Origin of the sequence: Flavobacterium ammonificans (assembly GCF_020886115.1) — a bacterium.
GTDB classification, from domain to species: domain Bacteria; phylum Bacteroidota; class Bacteroidia; order Flavobacteriales; family Flavobacteriaceae; genus Flavobacterium; species Flavobacterium ammonificans.
Map to the genome: position 1 here is coordinate 1617098 of NZ_AP025185.1, position 21612 is coordinate 1638709.

At 35.2% G+C, this 21612-nt stretch carries 16 protein-coding genes and 1 other RNA gene; 9 read left to right on the forward strand and 8 right to left on the reverse strand.

Annotation, left to right across the window (positions count from 1 at the left end; all coding sequences use genetic code 11):
- Nucleotides 1-52 precede the first annotated feature (52 nt).
- The 4 genes from menA (at nucleotide 53) to LPC20_RS07185 (ending at nucleotide 6878) form a co-directional block, all read left to right on the forward strand.
- Nucleotides 53-1003: a 1,4-dihydroxy-2-naphthoate octaprenyltransferase gene (menA, locus tag LPC20_RS07170; RefSeq protein ID WP_229323934.1), complete on the forward strand. Its 951-nt coding sequence runs from the start codon at nucleotides 53-55 to the stop codon at nucleotides 1001-1003.
- A gap of 75 nt (nucleotides 1004-1078) precedes the next feature.
- Nucleotides 1079-2278, forward strand: coding sequence for a tetratricopeptide repeat protein (locus tag LPC20_RS07175; protein WP_229323936.1), 1200 nt, complete (start codon nucleotides 1079-1081; stop codon nucleotides 2276-2278).
- Between the two features lie 6 nt (nucleotides 2279-2284).
- Nucleotides 2285-3340 carry an o-succinylbenzoate synthase gene (locus LPC20_RS07180; protein WP_229323938.1) on the forward strand — a complete coding sequence of 352 codons (1056 nt, stop codon included), beginning with the start codon at nucleotides 2285-2287 and terminating at the stop codon, nucleotides 3338-3340.
- A 112-nt stretch (nucleotides 3341-3452) separates the two neighbouring features.
- Complete coding sequence (locus LPC20_RS07185; protein WP_229323940.1) at nucleotides 3453-6878, forward strand: methylmalonyl-CoA mutase family protein; 3426 nt, start codon at nucleotides 3453-3455, stop codon at nucleotides 6876-6878.
- Nucleotides 6879-6945: 67 nt separating this feature from the next.
- On the opposite strand, the gene ssrA is transcribed toward LPC20_RS07185, so the two are convergent.
- Together ssrA and LPC20_RS07195 are read right to left on the reverse strand one after the other, a co-directional pair.
- Nucleotides 6946-7342: a transfer-messenger RNA gene (ssrA, locus tag LPC20_RS07190) on the reverse strand.
- Between the two features lie 196 nt (nucleotides 7343-7538).
- The gene (locus LPC20_RS07195; RefSeq protein WP_229323941.1) at nucleotides 7539-8738 is read right to left on the reverse strand and encodes a serine hydrolase domain-containing protein; all 1200 of its coding nucleotides are present in this window, start codon (nucleotides 8736-8738) and stop codon (nucleotides 7539-7541) included.
- Between the two features lie 224 nt (nucleotides 8739-8962).
- Here LPC20_RS07195 and LPC20_RS07200 point away from each other — a divergent pair, with 224 nt between their 5' ends.
- Nucleotides 8963-10180 carry an NAD(P)-dependent oxidoreductase gene (locus LPC20_RS07200; protein WP_229323943.1) on the forward strand — a complete coding sequence of 406 codons (1218 nt, stop codon included), beginning with the start codon at nucleotides 8963-8965 and terminating at the stop codon, nucleotides 10178-10180.
- A 350-nt stretch (nucleotides 10181-10530) separates the two neighbouring features.
- Here the strand turns inward: LPC20_RS07200 and LPC20_RS07205 are convergent, their stop codons facing one another.
- Both LPC20_RS07205 and arsC read right to left on the reverse strand, forming a co-directional pair.
- A complete protein-coding gene (locus LPC20_RS07205) occupies nucleotides 10531-12990 on the reverse strand; it encodes a TonB-dependent receptor (protein WP_229323945.1) in 2460 nt (819 codons plus the stop codon).
- 89 nt (nucleotides 12991-13079) lie between these two features.
- A complete protein-coding gene (gene arsC, locus LPC20_RS07210; RefSeq protein WP_229323946.1) occupies nucleotides 13080-13424 on the reverse strand; it encodes an arsenate reductase (glutaredoxin) in 345 nt (114 codons plus the stop codon).
- Nucleotides 13425-13500: 76 nt separating this feature from the next.
- On the opposite strand from arsC, the gene LPC20_RS07215 reads away from it, so the two are divergent.
- On the forward strand, nucleotides 13501-14412 hold the full coding sequence (locus tag LPC20_RS07215; RefSeq protein ID WP_229323948.1) for a CPBP family intramembrane glutamic endopeptidase: 912 nt from the start codon (nucleotides 13501-13503) through the stop codon (nucleotides 14410-14412).
- Between the two features lie 21 nt (nucleotides 14413-14433).
- Nucleotides 14434-15474: an AMP-binding protein gene (locus LPC20_RS07220; protein WP_229323950.1), complete on the forward strand. Its 1041-nt coding sequence runs from the start codon at nucleotides 14434-14436 to the stop codon at nucleotides 15472-15474.
- A gap of 47 nt (nucleotides 15475-15521) precedes the next feature.
- Here the strand turns inward: LPC20_RS07220 and LPC20_RS07225 are convergent, their stop codons facing one another.
- The 3 genes from LPC20_RS07225 to prfB form a co-directional block, all read right to left on the reverse strand.
- Nucleotides 15522-17150 carry an acyl-CoA carboxylase subunit beta gene (locus LPC20_RS07225; protein ID WP_229323952.1) on the reverse strand — a complete coding sequence of 543 codons (1629 nt, stop codon included), beginning with the start codon at nucleotides 17148-17150 and terminating at the stop codon, nucleotides 15522-15524.
- Between the two features lie 96 nt (nucleotides 17151-17246).
- Nucleotides 17247-18245, reverse strand: coding sequence for a UDP-3-O-(3-hydroxymyristoyl)glucosamine N-acyltransferase (gene lpxD / locus LPC20_RS07230; RefSeq protein WP_229323954.1), 999 nt, complete (start codon nucleotides 18243-18245; stop codon nucleotides 17247-17249).
- A gap of 142 nt (nucleotides 18246-18387) precedes the next feature.
- Nucleotides 18388-19486 (reverse strand): peptide chain release factor 2 gene (prfB, locus tag LPC20_RS07235; RefSeq protein WP_229323956.1). Its coding sequence is split into 2 segments (ribosomal slippage): nucleotides 18388-19422 and nucleotides 19424-19486, totalling 1098 coding nucleotides; the frame shifts between segments, so codons are not numbered across the junction.
- An 89-nt stretch (nucleotides 19487-19575) separates the two neighbouring features.
- On the opposite strand from prfB, the gene LPC20_RS07240 reads away from it, so the two are divergent.
- Together LPC20_RS07240 and LPC20_RS07245 are read left to right on the forward strand one after the other, a co-directional pair.
- Nucleotides 19576-20601 carry a threonine aldolase family protein gene (locus LPC20_RS07240; RefSeq protein WP_229323958.1) on the forward strand — a complete coding sequence of 342 codons (1026 nt, stop codon included), beginning with the start codon at nucleotides 19576-19578 and terminating at the stop codon, nucleotides 20599-20601.
- A gap of 2 nt (nucleotides 20602-20603) precedes the next feature.
- Nucleotides 20604-21284, forward strand: coding sequence for a VOC family protein (locus tag LPC20_RS07245; protein WP_229323960.1), 681 nt, complete (start codon nucleotides 20604-20606; stop codon nucleotides 21282-21284).
- A 1-nt stretch (nucleotide 21285) separates the two neighbouring features.
- Here the strand turns inward: LPC20_RS07245 and LPC20_RS07250 are convergent, their stop codons facing one another.
- Entirely contained in the window at nucleotides 21286-21606 is a 321-nt protein-coding gene (locus LPC20_RS07250; RefSeq protein WP_229323962.1) for a YbaB/EbfC family nucleoid-associated protein, read from the reverse strand.
- Between the last annotated feature and the right edge of the window lie 6 nt (nucleotides 21607-21612).

Sequence of the window (21612 nt, forward strand, 5' to 3'; positions counted from 1 at the left end):
CGTTAAATATTTTAACTTTATAAACCTATTAATTAAACTCATAACCTGAAAAATGAAACACTGGATAGAAGCCGCTCGATTAAGAACCTTGCCCTTATCAGTTTCTGGAATTATTGTGGGAAGTATGTATGCCTTGGCCAATCCAACGGATGATGTGCTTACTCCAACGGAAGTTTTCAACTGGAAACTTTTTGCTTTTGCTATTCTAACTACTTTAGGATTGCAAATCCTTTCTAATTTTGCCAATGATTATGGCGACGGAATTAAAGGAACTGATAACGAAGATAGAGTGGGTCCAAAGCGAACTATTCAGTCAGGGGTAATTACTCCTCAGGCTATGAAAAGCGCTATTATCCTGACTTCAGGATTGACTTTGTTTTCGGCTATTTATTTAATTTATCTGGCCTTTGGAGCACACAATCTAGGCTATTCGTTATTTTATTTGATTTTAGGTATTGCAGCCATCGCTTCTGCTATTCGCTATACAGTAGGGAACTCTGCTTACGGTTACCGTGGTTTTGGAGATGTATTTGTATTTGTGTTTTTCGGATTAGTAAGTACGCTTGGAGTTAATTTTTTGTATTCCAAACAAATGGATGCGATTTTGATTTTGCCAGCATCAGCGATTGGTTTCTTAAGCGTAGCAGTGCTGAATTTAAACAATATGCGTGACGAAGCTTCGGATAGAAAATCAGGAAAAAATACGTTGGTTGTAAAAATGGGAATTGAAAATGCTAAAAAATACCATTACTTCTTGATTATAGGAGCCATGTTTTTGGTTTTGATTTTTGCTGTTTTGAGTGATTTTCACTTTGATCAGTATTTGTTTTTAATTGCTTATTTACCTTTAGTAAAACATCTATTAACTGTTCGTAAAAATCAAAATAACAAATTGTTAGATCCTGAATTAAAAAAAGTAGCATTGAGTACATTTGCGCTTTCGGTATTGTTAGCTTTGTGTATGATTTTTTTCTTTTCGGACTTAATTGTAAACAATTCGTAACACAATACCAATATCAATTACAATTTTTAAATCAACTAGGAGTACAATACAATACAATACAGAGATTAATCAGCTATGTTAAAAATTATAAGTTCGTTCATTTTCTTTTTTATGACTATTCCGGTGCTGTTTGCTCAAAAAGACGGCTATTGGGATAAAGAACGTTCAACTACAAAAGAAGTAGTGGTTTCGGCTCGCGATCGTATATTAATTAAGATTGACGATTTGCCAACAGGAACTACTGAGGTAATATACCGTATTACGCTTTTGGACAAAAACCAACAAATGGCGAATAGCTTGGTTTCGGTTTTAAAAGCGATTCCAGATCCGACAGGAATCAGTCAGGGTTCGGCTGGAGCTGTATTTTTGGTTTCGAAAATATCGGGAGACGACAAATGCAAATATGCTATTTTTTCTAAGTCGGATGCGGCGAATAATTATGTAACAACTGGAAATACAGATGAAGCTTGTTTTATTCAAGATGAACCTGTTAGTAAAGACGCAAAACGCCTGTCCATGGATAAATCTACTTGTTTAAAATCAAATAATCTATTGTGGTTTGGTTTCGAAAGTAAAAACTGGATCATGAATCAAAAGATTGTTCTTGAAGTAGTGCCTTGGGTAGATTACAAATTGAGTCGTGGTTGGACCAAAGATAATCGCAAAGCGATTATTGATCAATGTAAAACCTCTAATTTGTCTCAAAAAATGACTAATTCAGGTGATTTTTGCGTTTGTGTTTCAGATAAAATCCAATTAAAATATACGTTCAAAGAGTTTCAAAAATTATTAATTGAAGAACGCAATAAAGCTTTTAAAGATTTTGGGACAATTTGTTTTAACGAAACGGGCGCTTCTGACGCATTCAATTCAGATTTACGCACACAAGCCGCAGTTTTGGCGAAAAAGGGTAGTTATGGTGCTGCAATTGCTAAAATGAATACTATAATCAATAATGGTAAGGCTAAAGTAACCGACTACAATACACTTGGTTATTACTATTTGATTACAAAGCAATACAGTAAAGCGCTTAAAATACTTCAAGAAGGTGAAAAATTAGACGTTACAGAACTGTTGATTCAATTGAATTTAGCGCATGCTTATTTGCTGAATGGGAATTATAAGTCAGCTAAAGCAATTCATAAAACCTATTCCAATCAAAATGTTACGGATAGTTTGAGTTGGACGCAAAAAACAAAATTGGATTTCGATGCTTTTCAAAAAGCAGGAATTCAAGATGAAAACTTCAACGCTGTTTTAAAAATTTTAGAATAATTCCCTTTGAAAGCAACCTATCACAAGTATTTACTGCATTTTAAACGTCCTTCGGGAACTTCCAGAGGAGTTATGACGGATAAGGAAACCTGGTTTATCGTTTTGGAACAAGACGGCAAAAAGGGAATAGGCGAGTGCGGAATACTTCGTGGGCTTAGCTGTGATGATCGTCCGGATTACGAAGAAAAATTGACATGGACTTGCGCTAATATTCATTTGGGTAAAGACTTGCTTTGGGAAGCGTTGTTAGAATTTCCTTCGATTCAATTTGGAGTAGAGATGGCATTCCAATCTTTGGAGAGCGAAACCCCTTTTTTACTCTTTCCTTCTGACTTTACTGAAGGTCAAAAATCGATTCCAATTAACGGGCTGATTTGGATGGGAGAGGAAGCGTTTATGAAGGAACAAATTGAAGAAAAATTAGCAGATGGATTTCGATGTGTAAAATTGAAAATAGGCGCCATTGATTTTGAAAAAGAATTGCAATTATTGCGGTTTATCCGAGCTAATTTTACTGCTGAAGAAGTCGAAATACGATTAGATGCTAATGGTGCTTTTGATAAAAATAAAGCTTTAAATAAATTAACTCAATTATCTGGATTTAAGTTACATAGTATTGAGCAACCTATTGCTAAAAACAATACTGACAGTATGTCAGAACTATGTAAAACCACTCCATTTCCAATTGCTTTAGACGAAGAGTTGATTGGTGTTTTTGGACTGGAAGAAAAAGAGGCTTTATTGCGAAAAATCAAACCCCAATATATTATTTTGAAGCCTAGTTTCGTAGGTGGATTTAGAGGCACGCAAGAGTGGATTTCATTAGCTGAAAAGTACCAAATAGGTTGGTGGATTACCTCGGCTTTAGAAAGTAATATTGGATTGAATGCTATAGCTCAATGGACTTTTTTACAGAACAATCAAATGCCTCAAGGATTAGGAACCGGAGCCTTATATACTAATAATTTTGATTGTCCTTTGACTGTTGATCAAGGACAATTATGGTACAGGAAGAGTTCTTCTTGGTCGAATTTTAACCTAAATGAATTGGAATTACAATAAAATTAGTTGTATTCTCAATTTTTATAATGTTTTTTTAAATTTTAAATATTTTTGAAGCATTTTTTATTCGATAATTTATAAATTCGTAATTTAATTTAAATTGTATTGTTAAATGGATTCACAAACTCCTTATATTCCTGTTAATAAAGTAAGAATTGTAACCGCAGCGTCACTTTTTGACGGACACGATGCAGCCATTAACATCATGCGAAGAATTATCCAAGCCACTGGTGTAGAGGTAATTCATCTTGGACATGATAGAAGTGTTGAAGAAGTTGTAAATACTGCCATTCAAGAGGATGCGAATGCAATTGCAATGACTTCTTATCAAGGGGGTCACAACGAGTATTTCAAATACATGTACGATTTACTTAAGGAAAAAGGAGCTGGTCACATCAAAATATTTGGCGGAGGTGGAGGCGTAATCTTACCTTCAGAAATTTCAGAATTACACGAGTATGGCATTGAAAGAATTTATTCTCCAGATGATGGCCGTGCCATGGGATTACAAGGTATGATTAACGATTTGGTCAAACGGTCTGATTATCCAATTGGAGATAAATTAACTGGAGAATTATCGCACATAGAAGAGAAAAATCCAACAGCTATTGCACGATTAATTTCGGCTGCTGAGAACTTTCCAGAAATTGCTAAATCGGTTTTTGACCAAATTCATCAAAAAAATGAAACCTCTAAAATTCCTGTTTTGGGCATTACCGGTACAGGTGGCGCAGGAAAATCATCTTTAGTAGATGAATTGGTTCGTCGTTTTTTAATCGATTTCCCAGAAAAAACAATCGGATTGATTTCGGTTGACCCCTCAAAACGTAAGACTGGTGGCGCTTTATTGGGCGATAGAATTCGTATGAATGCGATTAACAATTCAAGAGTTTATATGCGTTCGTTGGCTACTCGTCAATCCAATTTGGCCTTATCAAAATATGTAGCTGAAGCAATTGAAGTTCTGAAAGCGGCTAAATACGATATCATAATTTTAGAAACGTCTGGAATTGGACAATCGGATACCGAAATTTTAGAACATTCAGATGTTTCGTTATACGTAATGACTCCCGAGTTTGGAGCTGCAACACAGTTAGAAAAAATCGATATGTTGGATTTTGCCGATTTAGTGGCGCTGAATAAATTCGACAAACGTGGTGCTTTAGATGCCATTCGTGATGTAAAAAAACAATACCAACGCAATCATAATTTATGGGATGTAGATACAGATAAAATGCCAATTTTTGGAACTATCGCTTCACAATTCAACGATCCAGGAATGAATACGCTGTACAAATCCATAATGGATAAGATTGTAGAAAAAACAGGAGCTGATTTACAATCGACTTTTGAAATTACGCGTGAAATGAGCGAGAAGATTTTCGTAATTCCACCTCATAGAACCCGTTATTTATCTGAAATTGCAGAAAACAATAGAAAATACGATGAAACGGTACTTTCTCAAGTAGAAGTAGCTCAAAAATTATACGGAATTTTTAAAACTGTGGAATCGGTTAACGGTAATTTACCACAATTAGATAAAGCAGGAATAGTTGAAGATTCTTTAAAAATCAATGCCGATAACAAAGATTTCGTTTCGTTATTGACTAAAGAATTCGACCGAGTAAAAATGAACCTTGACTCTTACAACTGGGAAATCATTTTAACTTGGGACGAAAAAGTGAATAAATATAAAAATCCAGTGTATAGTTTTAAAGTTCGAGATAAAGAAATTAAAATTGCAACACATACCGAATCGCTTTCGCATTTGCAAATTCCAAAGGTAGCTTTGCCAAAATACCAAGCTTGGGGCGATATTTTAAAATGGAATTTACAAGAAAATGTTCCTGGAGAATTCCCTTTTGCTTCTGGATTGTATCCATTTAAAAGAGAAGGCGAAGATCCAAGTAGAATGTTTGCAGGTGAAGGAGGACCAGAACGAACTAACAAGCGTTTTCACTATGTTTCTGCAGGATTGCCAGCAAAACGATTATCAACGGCTTTTGATTCGGTGACTTTGTACGGAAATGACCCTCACATTCGTCCTGATATTTATGGAAAAATTGGTAATGCTGGAGTTTCAATTTGTTGTTTAGACGATGCAAAAAAATTGTATTCTGGTTTCGATTTGAGTCATCCAATGACTTCTGTATCCATGACGATTAATGGACCAGCTCCAATGTTGTTAGGATTCTTTATGAATGCGGCTATCGATCAAAACTGTGAAAAATACATTATTGAAAATGGTTTACAAAAGGAAGTTGAAGCTAAAATCAACGAAATTTATAAGCAAAAAGGGGTAACACGTCCTTCGTATCAAGGCGATTTACCAGAAGGGAATAATGGATTAGGGTTGATGCTTTTAGGCGTAACTGGCGATCAAGTTTTACCATTAGATGTTTATAATGATATCAAAGTTAAAACCTTAGCACAACTTCGTGGTACGGTTCAAGCCGATATTTTAAAAGAAGATCAAGCACAAAATACTTGTATTTTCTCTACTGAATTTGCTTTACGATTAATGGGTGATGTACAGGAGTATTTCATCAAACAAAACGTTCGTAATTTTTATTCGGTTTCTATTTCTGGATATCATATTGCAGAAGCAGGAGCGAACCCAATTACCCAATTAGCATTTACCTTAGCTAATGGTTTCACTTACGTGGAATACTATTTGAGTCGCGGAATGAACATCAACGATTTCGGTCCGAATTTATCGTTCTTTTTCTCTAACGGAGTGGATCCAGAATATGCGGTTATTGGTCGTGTGGCTCGTAAAATTTGGGCGAAAGCCATGAAAAACAAATACGGAGCCAACGAAAGAGCGCAAATGTTGAAATACCACATTCAAACTTCTGGACGTTCGTTGCATGCGCAAGAAATTGATTTTAATGATATTCGTACGACGCTACAAGCTTTGTATGCGATTTACGACAACTGTAATTCCTTACATACGAATGCGTATGACGAAGCCATTACTACGCCAACAGAAGAATCTGTGCGAAGAGCTATGGCAATTCAGTTGATTATTAATAAAGAATTAGGATTAGCGAAAAACGAAAATCCAATTCAAGGTTCGTTCATTATCGAAGAATTAACCGATTTAGTAGAAGAGGCTGTTTTACAAGAATTTGACCGAATTACAGAACGTGGCGGTGTATTGGGTGCGATGGAAACCATGTACCAACGTTCCAAAATTCAGGAAGAAAGTTTGTATTACGAAACCTTGAAACATACAGGCGAATTTCCAATTATCGGGGTAAATACCTTCTTGAGCTCAAAAGGTTCACCAACGGTTATTCCTGCAGAGGTTATTCGTGCAACGGAAGAAGAGAAGCAATATCAAATTGATATGTTGCATAATCTACATCAATCGGGCGCCGAAAAAGTAACTGAACAATTGAACAGTATTCAAGACGCAGCGATTAATAATCAAAATATTTTTGAAAAGTTAATGGAGGCTACCAAAGTATGTTCGTTAGGACAAATTACCAATGCGTTGTTTGAAGTGGGTGGACAATACAGACGAAATATGTAATTGACTTATAAATGAAATTATAGTTTTTTAAAAAAAAACCTGATAATCAATTGATTATCAGGTTTTTTTGTGGAGTCGCCGGGAATCGAACCCGGGTCCAAACAAGCAACTAAAGAGCTTTCTACAGGCTTATTTCCTGATTGAATTTTCGATGTTTTGCTAGGCCAGAAACAGCCACAAAACACTTAGTTTTTTTATTTTCAAGTACCGCCCAAAACTTACGATACTCTAGGTTTATATTTACGATTCCCCTAGATCAAATGCTATAAACCAAAGCCTTTGAGGAGAATCCTGCTTTCCTACCTGGTAGGACGAGGCTAATCTTACTATGATTCAGATTATGCAGCAAGAGCGTAGTTTCCTTCGCCGTGTAAAAAGTGTGAAGCCTTTTATTAACGAGAATTACTTCAGTTCTCGACCTGCTTACTTTTCAATTCGACTTGCTGTCAAAACCAGTCGACCCCATAATGACCTGGAATAGTCAAAAACTGTTCCGAAAATGGAGTTGCAAAGGTAAATCTTTTTTAATGATAAAAACGAATTGATTTTGGTAATTCAAATTCCAAATCATAAATCATATAATCGTCCCGAAGCGTCGGGATCGAATATCGTATATCGTCCCGAAGCGTCGGGATTGTATATCGAATATCATATATCGAATTATTCTTCAGTATCCATTTCAAATGGGTAATCGCCAAATAAAGGAGCTACTTTTTTTACATTATAAGTACTTTTATTCATCTTATTGGACAAAGCAATAATAGTTACTTGTTCTTTTGGAAGTGTTATGTAAGATGAAGTATTTCCGTGCCACCAACCGTTATGAAAATAAAAATTCTGACCTGTTTTCCAATTAATCATTCGTATGCCTAGACCATAATTTTTCTCACCTTCCTTTTCTTTGCTGTAGCCAACATAGACTTGTTTAGCTAATTCTGGCTCTAAAAAATCTTTTCTATTTCTAGCTCGGTCGAATTTTAACAAATCTCTAGCGGTTGAAAATATATTTTTGTCTCCATAAACCTCATCGAGATAATCTTTACCGATTTCTATTCCATTGGCTTTGTAGGAAGGAACAATCCGATTTTTATCTTTCTCATAGTCGAATACGAATGTATTAGTCATTCCTAGAGGTTTGAAAATCATTTCAGCCATAGCGTCTTTATAACTAGTGCCTGTTATTTTTTCTATGATTAATGCTAACAATGCATAATTAGTATTGCAATAAGCAAATCGGGTATTGGCTTTGGATTCTACACCTATATTTTTGGTAGCTAAAATGTTTAATATGTCTTGATTTTTCAATCTGTTACGTCTGTCCCAAACGCCGTCATTTCTATCTGTAAAATAGGCGTAATTACGAAGTCCACTTCGGTGGTTGAGTAACATTCTTACTGTTATATCTTCAAAAGGAAATTCTTTTAAAATGGATTTCACTTTTTGATCTAAACTCAAACGTTTGGCATTCGCAAGTTTTAAAACTGCAGCCGCTGTAATTACTTTACTTACTGAGGCTATGTGTAATGGAGTAGATGCGGTAATTGTATCTTTTTTATTGAAGTTGGCTAATCCATCGTATTTTTCAAAAACAATTTGACCGTTTTTTGCAACTAAAAAAGCACCATTAGCTCTTTTTTTAGGCCAATTCTTATTGTAAAAATGAGCAATTTTTTTACGAGTATTTGAAATAAAGTTGCCATCTAATGAAGGTTCTTCTACCAAAGGCTTCATTTTTGGCAAAACATTTTTAGGAAGTTCAGAATCTTTTATAGTGTTTTCGAATTCTACTTTTTTACATGAGCTTACTAGAAAAAGTAATAGTAGAATTGACAGTGAATAGGATGTATTAATATATTTCATTATTGTGGCACTTGATGCACAAATATATAGAATACATCTATTTTAGAATGCTTTTTTTAAATTATCAATCACTTTTTATTCACATATTTTGTTATTAAATTTCTAATTTATTGTATTTCAATCTTTTTTAAAAATAGATTGCTATTGAATTCTTAAAATAGTTTTAAGTTGATTTTTTAATTATTAAATTTGTGAGGTTACATACCTAATAAAATTAGTAAATTATGAGTAAAAGCGCTCTTAGATTTGGAATTATTCGAGAACGTAAAAATCCCCCTGATCGAAGAGTGGTTTTGTCGCCAACTGCTATAGTTCAGCTACAACAGCTGTATCCTACTGCTCAATTTGTAGTAGAAAGTTCAGAAAATCGTGTATATAAAGACGAAGACTATCAATCTTTAGGGATAGAAGTGACTGATAATGTTGCTGATTGTGATGTTTTAATTGGAGTTAAGGAAGTGCCTTTAGTTAATTTAATTCCAAATAAATCCTATTTCTTTTTTTCTCATACAATTAAAAAGCAGCCTCATAATCAAGCGCTTTTGAGGGAAATTTTGGAAAACAATATTACATTATACGATCATGAAACCATAGTTGATGCCGATGAAAAGCGACTTATCGGTTTCGGTAAATATGCAGGAATAGTAGGAACGTATAATGCGTTCAGGGCTTTTGGATTAAAATTTGAATTGTTTAAGTTACCCAAAGCGGAAACCTTATCGGATCAAGCCATGTTAATTTCATATTTGAAACGTCAGGTCTTACCTCCCTTAAAAATTGTAGTAACAGGTACAGGAAAAGTAGGTTCTGGTTGTATCGAAATGTTGGATGCAATGAAAATTAAGCGTGTTGGTGTGGCTGATTTTTTATCGAAAAAATATACTCAAGCGGTTTATGTACAAATAGATGTATTGGAGTATAACAAGAGAAAAGATGGAGGATCAACCGATAACAATGATTTTTATCACCATCCAGAAGAGTATGAATCTGATTTTGCCAGATTTGCTAATGTAGCAGATATTGCAATTTTTGGACATTTTTATGGCAATGGAGCGCCTCAAATTCTTTCTCGTGAGATGCTAAAATCACAAGATTGCAAGATCAAAGTTGTAGCTGATATTTCCTGTGATGTAGATGGTCCAATTGCGTGTACAGTTCGCGCTTCTACAATCGCTGAACCTTTTTACGGTTATTTACCTTCTGAGGGAACCGAAGTAGATGTTTTTCATCCAGCAGCAATTGTTGTAATGGCTGTTGATAATTTACCTTGTGAGTTGCCTAAAGACGCTAGTGATGGCTTTGGAGAACAGTTCATTAAGCATGTGTTTCCAGCACTAATGAGCGGCGATGTAGACGGACTTTTGCATCGAGCTAAAATTACAGATAGCGGTAGATTAACCGATAGATTTAAATACTTGCAAGATTATGTAGATTTAGGATAGGCACTAGTAAGGTCTATCTTGAAATTTTAACGATTTGTTTTTTATTTTTTTGTTGTCGGGACAAAATATTAAACTTACATTTGTACTTGTATACACTTAATTCCGGAAAATATGTTTACTTTTTCACAGTACTTAGGCTTTTTACTTTTCTTAACTATTTTGACAATGGGTTTTTGGCTAATGTTTTTTTTAGTTGGATTCGTGTCGTATTGGGTAGGTGGAGCTTCTTGGGAAGCTTACAAAGAAAAGAAAGCAAAAAAGAAAGAAGAGCAATCTAATTAAATAGTTTGTTTTACAAAAAAAAGCTCCATTTATGGAGCTTTTTTTATGAATTAACCTAACCTATACTTTTAACCTTGAAATTCCATATCACCACCACCATCGTTTAATCTCTTTGGTTGTCTTTCTCTTTCGTTTTTAGCTTTATTAAAGCGGTACGTGAAGGAAAGAGTGACTTGTCTTACTCGCCATTGCATTTCAGATCTTGAACTAATTACACCAGGTAAGAAAGTCTCCATAATTCTTTTTCGACCATTAAAAACATCACTTACATTTAGAGTAAATGTTCCTTTATCTTTCATCACATCTTTACTGAAGGCAAGATTAGCACTAAAATTCCCAATCACTCTTCCCTGCGCATTAGTTTGACCACCCATATACATTAAATTGGTTTGCCAATCAATTTTGTTTGGAAGTGTAATTTTCGATGTCAATCGGCTAAACCAAGATGTCGCCACATTGTCAAAGTTTTGAACAATCTTTACGTTATTAAAATTAGTATAAGTAAAATCGCCATCAGTTTCACTTCTAAAAAAGTTGAAGTTAGAATTCAACTTCCACCATTTGTATGGAGAATAATTTAAGGTAAATTCAAAACCTGAGCGATATTCTGTCGCTAAATTGATTGGTGAACTAATGATTATTGGGGTTCCGTTAACAAAACTACCCGATTCTCTTCTTGCAAATTGAAACGCATCAATTGTTTTGTTTAGATATAAAGAAGTACTTAATGTTAATTTAGACCATCGTTTTATATACCCAAAATCTATTGCGTCTGTCATAGATGGATCTAAATCAGGATTACCAACAAAGATGTTTATATTACTTGATAAATTGTTAAATGGGTTTAATAATCTTCCGCGAGGTCTCTGAATTCTTCGGCTATAGCTAATTGATGTGCTAGCCTTATCAGATAATTCGTAAGTAAAAAATGCAGATGGGAAGAAATTACCATACTTCTTGGTGTTAAAATCTGATGTAGCCAACTGATTGATTTCAATATTAGAATCCTCATAACGCAGACCCAAAAGAAAGGAGGCTTTGTTTTTTTTGAAACCGTATTGAGTATACAATGCATTTACCTTTTCTTTGTATTGTAGGATATTTGTAAAATTCGGATTAATGACACCGTTAATCATTACTTCATAATCAGTTAAAAGATCTAAAAAATCACCTCTGTATCCTGCTTCAAATTGACTACCATTTTTAAGAGGTAAAACATAATCACTTTGAATTAAAATTCGATCTTGTTGTTGATTATTTAAGGTATTGTCAATTTTTATTGCGGTTGTATTTGTAGCAGTTTCAGTAATGAATGCGGTATTATCATCATTATTAGAAGAAATTGAACCGTCAATACTGAATTTATGTCCAGGCTTTTTAAAGTTTTTTACAAAATTAGATGTGTATTCAAAGTTTTCACTATCACTATTTTCTCTATTTAAACGAGTTCTTGTATTATCAAATTCATTTAGAGCCGTCAGGTAGTTTTGAAATACTAAATCGTTATTAATTCCTAAATTATTTCTGTAATTAAATGTATTTGTCCAAGTAGTTGACTCATTAATGTTTATATCCATTCCGATATTTGCATTATAGCCTTTACCATATCGATCATTTGTTCGAGGCTCTATAATATAATTTTTAACTGAATTGTCTGGATTTAGATAGGCTGTTTCATTGATCATATTTCCTGGACTACTTCTAAGGCTGTAACCTTGAGTTGTATATAAACTAATATTTTTAGTTTTGTAGTTTACAGTTCCTGTCAAACTAGTATTTTCTGGAAATCCACCACTAGCTATAAATGTTCCATTAAACCCTTGATTCTTTCCTTTTTTCAAAATAATATTAAGAATCCCCCCACCACCTTCAGCATCATATCTTGCTGATGGATTGGTAATTACTTCCACTTTGTCAATGGCATCAGCAGGAATAATTCGCAGTGCTTCGACTATATTGATTGCATTCGATGGTCTCCCATCAATTAAGATTCTGACATTTTCATTACCACGCAAACTAACATTTCCCTCTACGTCAACTGACACAGATGGAATATTCGAAAGCACATCACTTACTGTACCTCCTTTTACCATTAAATCGGTACCTACATTAAAAACTTTTTTATCTAATTTTATCTCAACTGTTGTTTTTTCAGCGCGGACAACAACTTCATTTAATTGTGCTGCATCTTCTAATAGTGCAATTGTTCCTAAATTCGTATTGCTCTGTATTGATTTCGATTTAATTTCGGTAGGTTTAAATGAAATAAATTCTATAGAAATTGCATAAGTGCCTGGGTTGACTTCTACAGCAAATTCCCCTTTGTTGTTGGTAATTCCACCCGCAACTGCTTTAGGATTGTCTGGTAGGCGTAATGTTATTGTTGCATATTCAAGAGGTTGGTTGGTTGTTTTTTCAACAACTTTACCTGTTACTTTTAATTTTGCTTTAATTGGTGCTTGTTGACCAAAGCTTATAATACTGCTTAAAAACAGTAGGATTAATGCAATTGCATTTAATTTTTTCATCAATTATGATTTTTAATTACGGTGTTTAGACTCTATAAACTGGAAAAGGTTACATTAGTCAGTTCATAAATAAAAGTTAAATACGTTATTTACAAAATAAATTGATTCAACTCATCGATTACTCTTCCTATAATAGCTTTGTTTCCTTTTACCACAATTGGTCTTTCAATTAGAATAGGGTGATCAACCATTGCTTGAATAATCCCTTCGTCGGTCAGTTGTTTGTTTTTAAAATTTTCAATCCAAATTTTTTCTTTTACTCGAACCAATTGAATGGGTTTAAAGTTGAGTTTTTGAAGTAACTCTTTAAGATTTTGATTTGACAAAGGATTTTCCAGGTATTTGATAACAGTAATTGCTTCTTCTTTTTCAGAAACTAATGCCAAACAGTTTCTTGATTTTCCGCAACGCGGGTTGTGGTATATTTCAATCATAGTATTAATTTTTTGCGAAGTAATGAAAATTGAAATTAAAACTGTATTTTAGAGACATAATTTTACAAATCAAACTATGTTTTTAGAACAAGTTAGCACAAAAGAATCAGTATTTTGGAAATATTTAGTGGGTTCTTTTATTTTGTTTTGTGCTTCCATAGTTGGGCAATTGCCTTTTACCTTGGGAGTACTTCTCAAGTCTTCTATAGATAAAATTCCTTATCCAAGTTCGTATGAAGCAACGATGAATTTTTTTGATTCCAATCTGAGCTTGTTTTTGATGTTAGTCTCATTTGTTATTGTGTTCTTTCAATTATATGCTTTAGTTCGGTTTTTTCACAAACAATCATTCATACAAATCATTACATCTCGATCTAAGATAGATTGGCACCGCGTCTTATTTTCATTTTCTATTTGGGCTGGAATCTCAATCGTTTCCACAGTTGTTGTTTACATTTTGTATCCAGAGGATTTCATAGTTCAGTTGAATTGGATTCCATTTTTGGTTTTATTTGGTATTGGATTATTACTTTTTCCTTTCCAAATAGGTTGTGAAGAATTAATTTTTAGAGGATACTTGATGCAAGGTTTCGGAAATTTGGCAAAAAACAAATGGTTTCCATTGCTCATGACATCAGTTATTTTTGGGTTATTGCATATCGCTAATCCCGAAGTAGATAAAATGGGGTATTCTATTTTAATATACTATATCGGGACAGGATTATTTTTGGGGATTATCACTTTGATGGATGACGGAATAGAATTAGCCTTGGGCTTTCATTTTGCGAATAATTTTATTGCAGCTTTATTAGTCACTTCGGATTGGACTGCATTTCAAACCCATTCCATTTTAAAAAGCACCTCAGATCCAAGTGTTTTCTTTGATATCATTTTACCGGTGAGTATTATTTTTCCAATGCTAATTTTGCTTTTTGCAAAAAAATACCATTGGTCTAATTGGAAAGAAAAATTAACAGGAAGATTTTAAATATTACCTAAATAAATACTAATGAGTACAGTAACTTATCAAAACGTTCACAACAAGTTCAAATTAAATGGCTTTAGTTTTACCAAAGACGATTTACTTCGCGTAGCCTATTCGTTTATTAAAGAAGGGGAAGCTTATGAAAAACCGCTAGGGATTTTTATTTTGGATTGGTTTGATGCAAAACCCTATTTAGAAATGAATACCTCGGGTTCTACAGGGGCACCAAAAAATATTCGTGTAGACAAACAAGCGATGGTCAATTCAGCTTTAGCAACAGGAGATTTTTTTGATTTGCAACCTGGGCAAAAAGTGCTTCATTGTTTACCAACCGACTATGTTGCGGGTAAAATGATGTTTGTAAGAGCCTTTATTTTAGGTTTAGACATGGAATTTGTAGCACCAAGTTCGCATCCATTAGAAGGAGTAAAAGGATCTTTTGATTTTTGTGGAATGGTGCCTTTACAAGCTAAAAATTCTATGAAAGACTTAGGCCGAATTAAAACGTTAATTATTGGAGGTGCCAAAGTAAATAAAACTTTAGAACAAGAGTTAGTTAAGGTTCCGTCTCAGATTTATGAAACTTACGGAATGACCGAAACGATTACGCATATTGCAGCAAAGCGAATAGGAGAGAGTGCTTTTTCGGTCTTGCCTAATGTAAAAATCACAATTGATGACAGACAGTGTTTAGTGATTGATGCGCATAAAATTAGTACTGAAACTATCAAGACTAATGATTTGGCCGAATTAATTTCAGATACTCAGTTTGTTTGGAAAGGCCGTATTGATAACGTGATTAATAGCGGCGGGATCAAATTAATTCCGGAGCAAATAGAAGAAAAACTAGCATCCTCAATTTCAAACTGCTTTTTTGTGTACGGACAAGCCGATGAACTTTTAGGAGAAAAATTAGTATTGTATGTGGAAGGGGAATCAATGCCAATTGACGAATCTATTTTTGAAGTTTTAGACAAATACGAAAAACCAAAAGAGATTGTATTTATTTCAGAATTTAAGCGAACTGCTACCGGTAAAGTAATACGAGACCAAAGTATTGGTTAATTAATTTAGAGAATAAAAAAAGAGAGGTAATTACCTCTCTTTTTATTTTATGTTTGAATCACCCCTAAATTAAATGGTTTCTCAATAGGAGCGTGGTTGGCCGCTTCAATTCCCATCGAAATCCAAGTACGCGTTTCTATAGGGTCAATAATGGCATCAGTCCATAAACGAGAGGCTGCATAGTAAGGCGATACTTGTTCGTCATAACGTGCTTTTATTTTGGCAAACAATTCTGCTTCTTTAGCTTCATCGACTTCTTCTCCTTTTGCTTTTAGCGAACTAGCTTCAATCTGCGCCAATACTTTGGCAGCTTGTGTGCCACCCATTACGGCTAATTCAGCACTCGGCCAAGCCACAATCAAACGCGGGTCGTAAGCTTTCCCACACATGGCATAATTCCCAGCTCCATAAGAGTTGCCAACAATGACAGTGAATTTTGGCACCACCGAATTGGAAACAGCATTCACCATTTTGGCACCGTCTTTTATAATACCGCCATGCTCCGATTTGCTACCTACCATAAATCCAGTTACATCTTGTAAAAACACTAACGGAATTTTCTTTTGGTTGCAATTGGCTATAAATCGTGTTGCTTTGTCTGCTGAATCGGAGTAAATCACCCCACCAAATTGCATTTCGCCGTTTTTAGTTTTGACTACTTTTCGTTGATTGGCTACTATTCCCACAGCCCAACCGTCTATTCGAGCATAGCCCGTAATGATAGTTTGACCATAACCTTCTTTGTAAGCTTCAAATTCAGAATTATCCACCATTCGCTTGATGATTTCCATCATATCGTATTGATCGGTACGCGCTTTTGGGAGCACGCCATACAATTCGTTTTCGTCTTGAGCAGGTTTCTCTGATTTGATTCGGTTGAAACCGGCTTTGTTATAATCACCAATTTTATCAACGATATTTTTTATTTTGTCCAAAGCGTCTTTGTCATCTTTGGCTTTATAATCGGTCACTCCTGAGATTTCGCAATGCGTTGTTGCACCACCTAATGTCTCGTTGTCAATGCTTTCGCCAATAGCGGCTTTCACTAAATAACTTCCGGCTAAAAAGATACTTCCGGTTTTGTCTACAATTAAAGCTTCGTCACTCATGATGGGTAAGTACGCCCCGCCAGCCACACAACTTCCCATCACTGCCGAAATTTGAGTAATTCCCATACTGCTCATTAAGGCATTGTTTCTGAATATGCGACCAAAGTGTTCTTTGTCAGGAAAAATTTCATCTTGTAAAGGCAAATACACCCCAGCACTATCCACTAAATAGATAATAGGAATGCGATTTTCCATGGCAATTTCTTGCGCACGAAGGTTTTTCTTAGCGGTTATTGGAAACCAAGCACCCGCTTTTACAGTCGCATCATTGGCAACGACAATACATTGTTTTCCTTTGATGTATCCTAGTTTAACTACGACCCCGCCCGATGGACAGCCGCCGTGTTCTTTGTACATTCCTTCGCCCACAAAGGCTCCAATTTCAATACTTTTTTCGTTAGCATCAAGTAAATAATCAATACGTTCACGTGCTGTCATTTTTCCTTCAGCATGTAATTTTTGAATGCGTTTTTCTCCGCCTCCCAGTTTTACTTCTCCCAACTTTCTGCGGAGTTCCGAAAGTAATAATTTGTTGTGATCTTCGTTTTTATTGAAATTCAAATCCATTGAAATGCTTTTTTGTCAAATTAGAAAGCGAAAATACGAAATCATACAACCATTTTGTATGGTTGTAGATGTTATATTTTTGATAAAATTGTAGGACTATTTTTTAGAATCTTCTACAAGACGTTTTAAAATCGCCCATTGTTTTAATGCATCTCTAGCATCAACGGCTGGGTAACCTAAAACGGTTTTTCCCGCCTCTACATTACTTACAACTCCTGAACCCGCACCTACAATAGCGCCGTCGCCAAGAGTTGTGTGGTCTTTAATAGAAGCGCTTCCGCCAATGATAACACCTGTTCCTAAAGTAACAGAACCTGCCAATCCAGAGTTTCCAGCCATAATACAAAAACGACCTAGTTTACTGTTGTGACCAATTTGAACTAAATTGTCAATTTTACAGCCGTCGCCTAAAACGGTAGAACTAAATTTCCCTCGGTCTACGCAAGAGTTAGCCCCAATTTCAACGCCATTTCCAATCACGACATTCCCAATTTGCGGAATCTTCACCAAGCCTTTTTCAGGATCAGGTCTGAAACCAAAACCATCAGCGCCAATAGTCGCATTAGGATGGATGATACAATGATGACCAATATGACAACGTTCACGAACTACAGTTCCTGACCAAATTACAGTATTATTTCCAATGGAACATTCGTCCAAAACGGTTACGTTAGGGTAGAGGATGGTATTTTCTCCGATGGTTGTTTTGGGACCAACATACACATTGGCTCCAATTTTACTCCCTTTTCCAATTGTAGCTGAAGCATCAATTACGGCAGTTGGATGAATTTCGACATGAAATACGGGACTTGGCGGTGCAAAAAGTTCCAATACCTGTGACATCGCTAAATCGGCATTTTTTACTTTGATAAATATCCGATTGTCTCCAGGTTCGATGCTAATATCTTCGTTGACTACAGCAGCACAGGCTTTTGAAGTAGCCCAATTTTTTTCATATTTTCGGTGACCAATAAAAGTAATTTCAGTTGCAGATGCTTCGTCTAGTTGTTCAGGAGCGGTAATTGTGGGGTTAATTGATCCAACAATAGTACCTTTGAGTACTTCGTTGATCTCTTGAATAGAATACGATTTCATAGTTTTAGGTTGGTTAATAACAGTATTTAATTCAAATAAAATCAATTAAAGATGAAATCACAACTTTTTTGAAAATAAAAAGCTCCTCAAACTATTCTTAATTAGAAAGTTGAGGAGTTGTATTTTGAGTTTAAAATGAAGTTTATTCTTCTTCTTTTTGTCCCATCATCATCAGATAAGCTTTCAAGAAATGGTCAATTTCTCCATTCATCACGCCATCTACATCGGTTGATTCGAATCCGCTACGAACGTCTTTGACTAATTTGTAGGGGTGCATTACGTAATTTCTAATTTGCGATCCCCATTCAATTTTCATCTTACCTGCTTCAATATCGGCACGTTGGGCAAGTTGTTTTTTCAACTCAATTTCGTACAATTGCGAACGAAGCATTTGCATCGCACGGTTTCTATTATCGTGTTGCGAACGCGTTTCCGAACATTGAATCTGAATGCCTGTTGGTTTGTGTACCAATTGTACTTTAGTCTCTACCTTATTTACATTTTGTCCACCAGCACCACTGGAACGAGCAGTAGTAATTTCGATATCTGCTGGATTAATGTCTATTTCGATGGTATCATCTACTAACGGATACACATAAACAGAAACAAACGACGTATGTCTTTTGGCATTGCTATCAAAAGGCGAAATTCGTACTAATCGATGCACACCATTTTCTCCTTTCAAATAACCAAAAGCATAATCGCCTTCAATTTCCAAAGTCACAGTTTTGATTCCCGCTACATCACCTTCCTGGAAGTTCAATTCTTTGACTTTGTAGCCTTGTTTTTCAGCCCACATCAAGTACATTCGCATCAACATAGAGGCCCAATCACAACTTTCTGTACCTCCGGCACCAGCCGTAATTTGTAGCACGGCGCTCAAAGTATCTCCTTCTTCCGAAAGCATATTTTTGAATTCAATGCTTTCTATATGCAACTCGGTGGCACGATATTGTTCGTCTAATTCTTCTACCGAAAGTTCGCCTTCTTTGTAAAATTCATACGCTAACTGCAATTCATCACTCAGCTCAACAGCTTTGTTGTAATCTTCAATCCACTTTTTCTTGTTTCGAAGGTTTTTGACAACGATTTCAGCTTCTTTGGCATTGTTCCAAAAGTCAGGTGCAAAGGTCTTTTCTTCCTCGTTTGTAATTTCAATTAATTTGGCATCAACGTCAAAGATACCTCCTCAACGCACCAAGGCGTTCTACAATACCTTTTATTTGTTCGGTAGTTGTCATAAATTATGTAATTTTGTGAGGCAAAAATAAGACTTTTTTAAGGAAAGACAATTCGACTATTGTTTGTCCTTCACTATAACAACATAAAAATGGAAATAAACCTAGTTAGCGATACGATTACAAAGCCTACACACGAAATGTTACAATACATGTTCAATGCAGTTGTAGGCGACGATGTGTACAAACAAGACCCAACAGTAATTGAATTAGAGGCTAAAGTAGCAGCACTATTCGGAATGGAAGCGGGATTATTTTTCCCTTCAGGAACGATGGCGAATCAAACGGCAATTAAATTGCATACCCAACCGGGCGAACAATTAATTGCAGATAAATATGCGCACGTTTACAACTACGAAGGTGGTGGCGTTTCTTTCAATAGCGGTGTTTCCTGTTGTTTGTTGAATGGCAATCGCGGAATGATTACGGCTGCTCAAGTGAAATCAGCAATTAACGATCCGGAATTTTACCACAGTCCGTTGACGAGTTTGGTTTGTGTAGAAAACACCACTAACAAAGGAGGAGGAGCTTGTTATGAATTAGAGGATTTGCGCCAAATCAAACAAGTTTGTGTGGATCACAATTTAAAATTTCATTTGGATGGTGCCCGAATTTGGAATGCTTTGGTAACCAAAAACCAAGATCCAAAAGAATTCGGAAAACTATTTGATACGATTTCGGTTTGTTTATCCAAAGGACTAGGCGCACCAATAGGTTCTGTTTTATTGGCGGACAAGAAAACGATTCATCGTGCCTTGCGTGTTCGTAAAATTTTTGGTGGTGGAATGCGTCAAGTAGGCTATTTGGCTGCTGCTGGAATCTATGCCTTGGATCATAATATAGAACGTTTAGCGGATGATCATCGTCGTGCCAAAGAATTGGCAGCCGTTTTAGAGCGTAAAGATTGGGTAGCTTCGGTTGAGCCTGTAGAAACTAATATATTAATATTTTCGTTGGCGCCACAAGTCAATGAAAGTCAGTTCATGGAAATCCTAAAACAGAAGAACATTTTAATTAGTTCGATGGGTCAAGGCAAATTGCGAATTGTAACGCATTTGGACTACCGCGAAGTGATGCATACCTATGTTTTAGAAACTTTAGAAAAGTTAACTCTTTAATAATGGCGAATCACATCAACCAAATTACTTTAGTAGTTAAAGACTATGACGAAGCGATTGCTTTTTATACGCAGAAATTACATTTTGATTTAATTGAAGATACCGTCTTAAGTGATACTAAACGTTGGGTGGTTGTTGCTCCAAATAATTCGCAATGCCGATTGTTATTAGCGAAAGCGGCCAATGAAGAACAGTTAAAATCTATAGGAAATCAAACGGGAGGACGCGTTTTCTTATTCTTAAATACGGATAATTTAGAAAGAGAACGTCAAAATTTAATAGACAAAAAAGTCAATATTGTTCGCGAATCTAAGCAAGAAAATTACGGAAAGGTGTTGGTTTTTGAAGATTTGTACGGGAACTTATGGGATTTGATTGAACCTGTTGCAAAAAACAATTCGCATTATTTTTCTACTGCAATCTTGGCTATTAAACCCGAGGTTGATTTTGATACTGCAATCGAAGCATTGAAAAAATTACAAGCAGAAACTAAGTTAGAAGCAGGAAATTTTTTATTTGAACTACATTCGAATACAACTGATGCGAAACAAATTATTGTTTGGGAGGGATTTTATTCGGAATTTGATTTTCAATTGCATTTGCAATCCAATCATTTACAAGATTTCCTGAAACAGAATGTGGTTGATTTTGTCTCAGGATATCCTGCCAAACGAATAGTTTAAATTATTTAAACAAATTATCCATTCCTGGAATCATGGGCATGTCCATTTTGGCTACCGCATCTAATTCCGCTTCATTTACTTTAGTCGCTTTTTCGATGGCTTTATTGAGTACCAAGATCAAATAATCTTCCAGTTGCTCTTTGTCTTCTAATAAGGCATCATCAATTGCAATTGATTTGATAGTTCTATTGGCAGTTAAAGTAACTTTAAGTGTTCCGTCGCTACTTTGCTCATCAATTAGTACCGAATCCAAACGTTTTTTAGTGTCTTCTATTTTTTGTTGGGTTTCTCTTAATTTACCCATCATTCCCATTAAATCCATATTGCT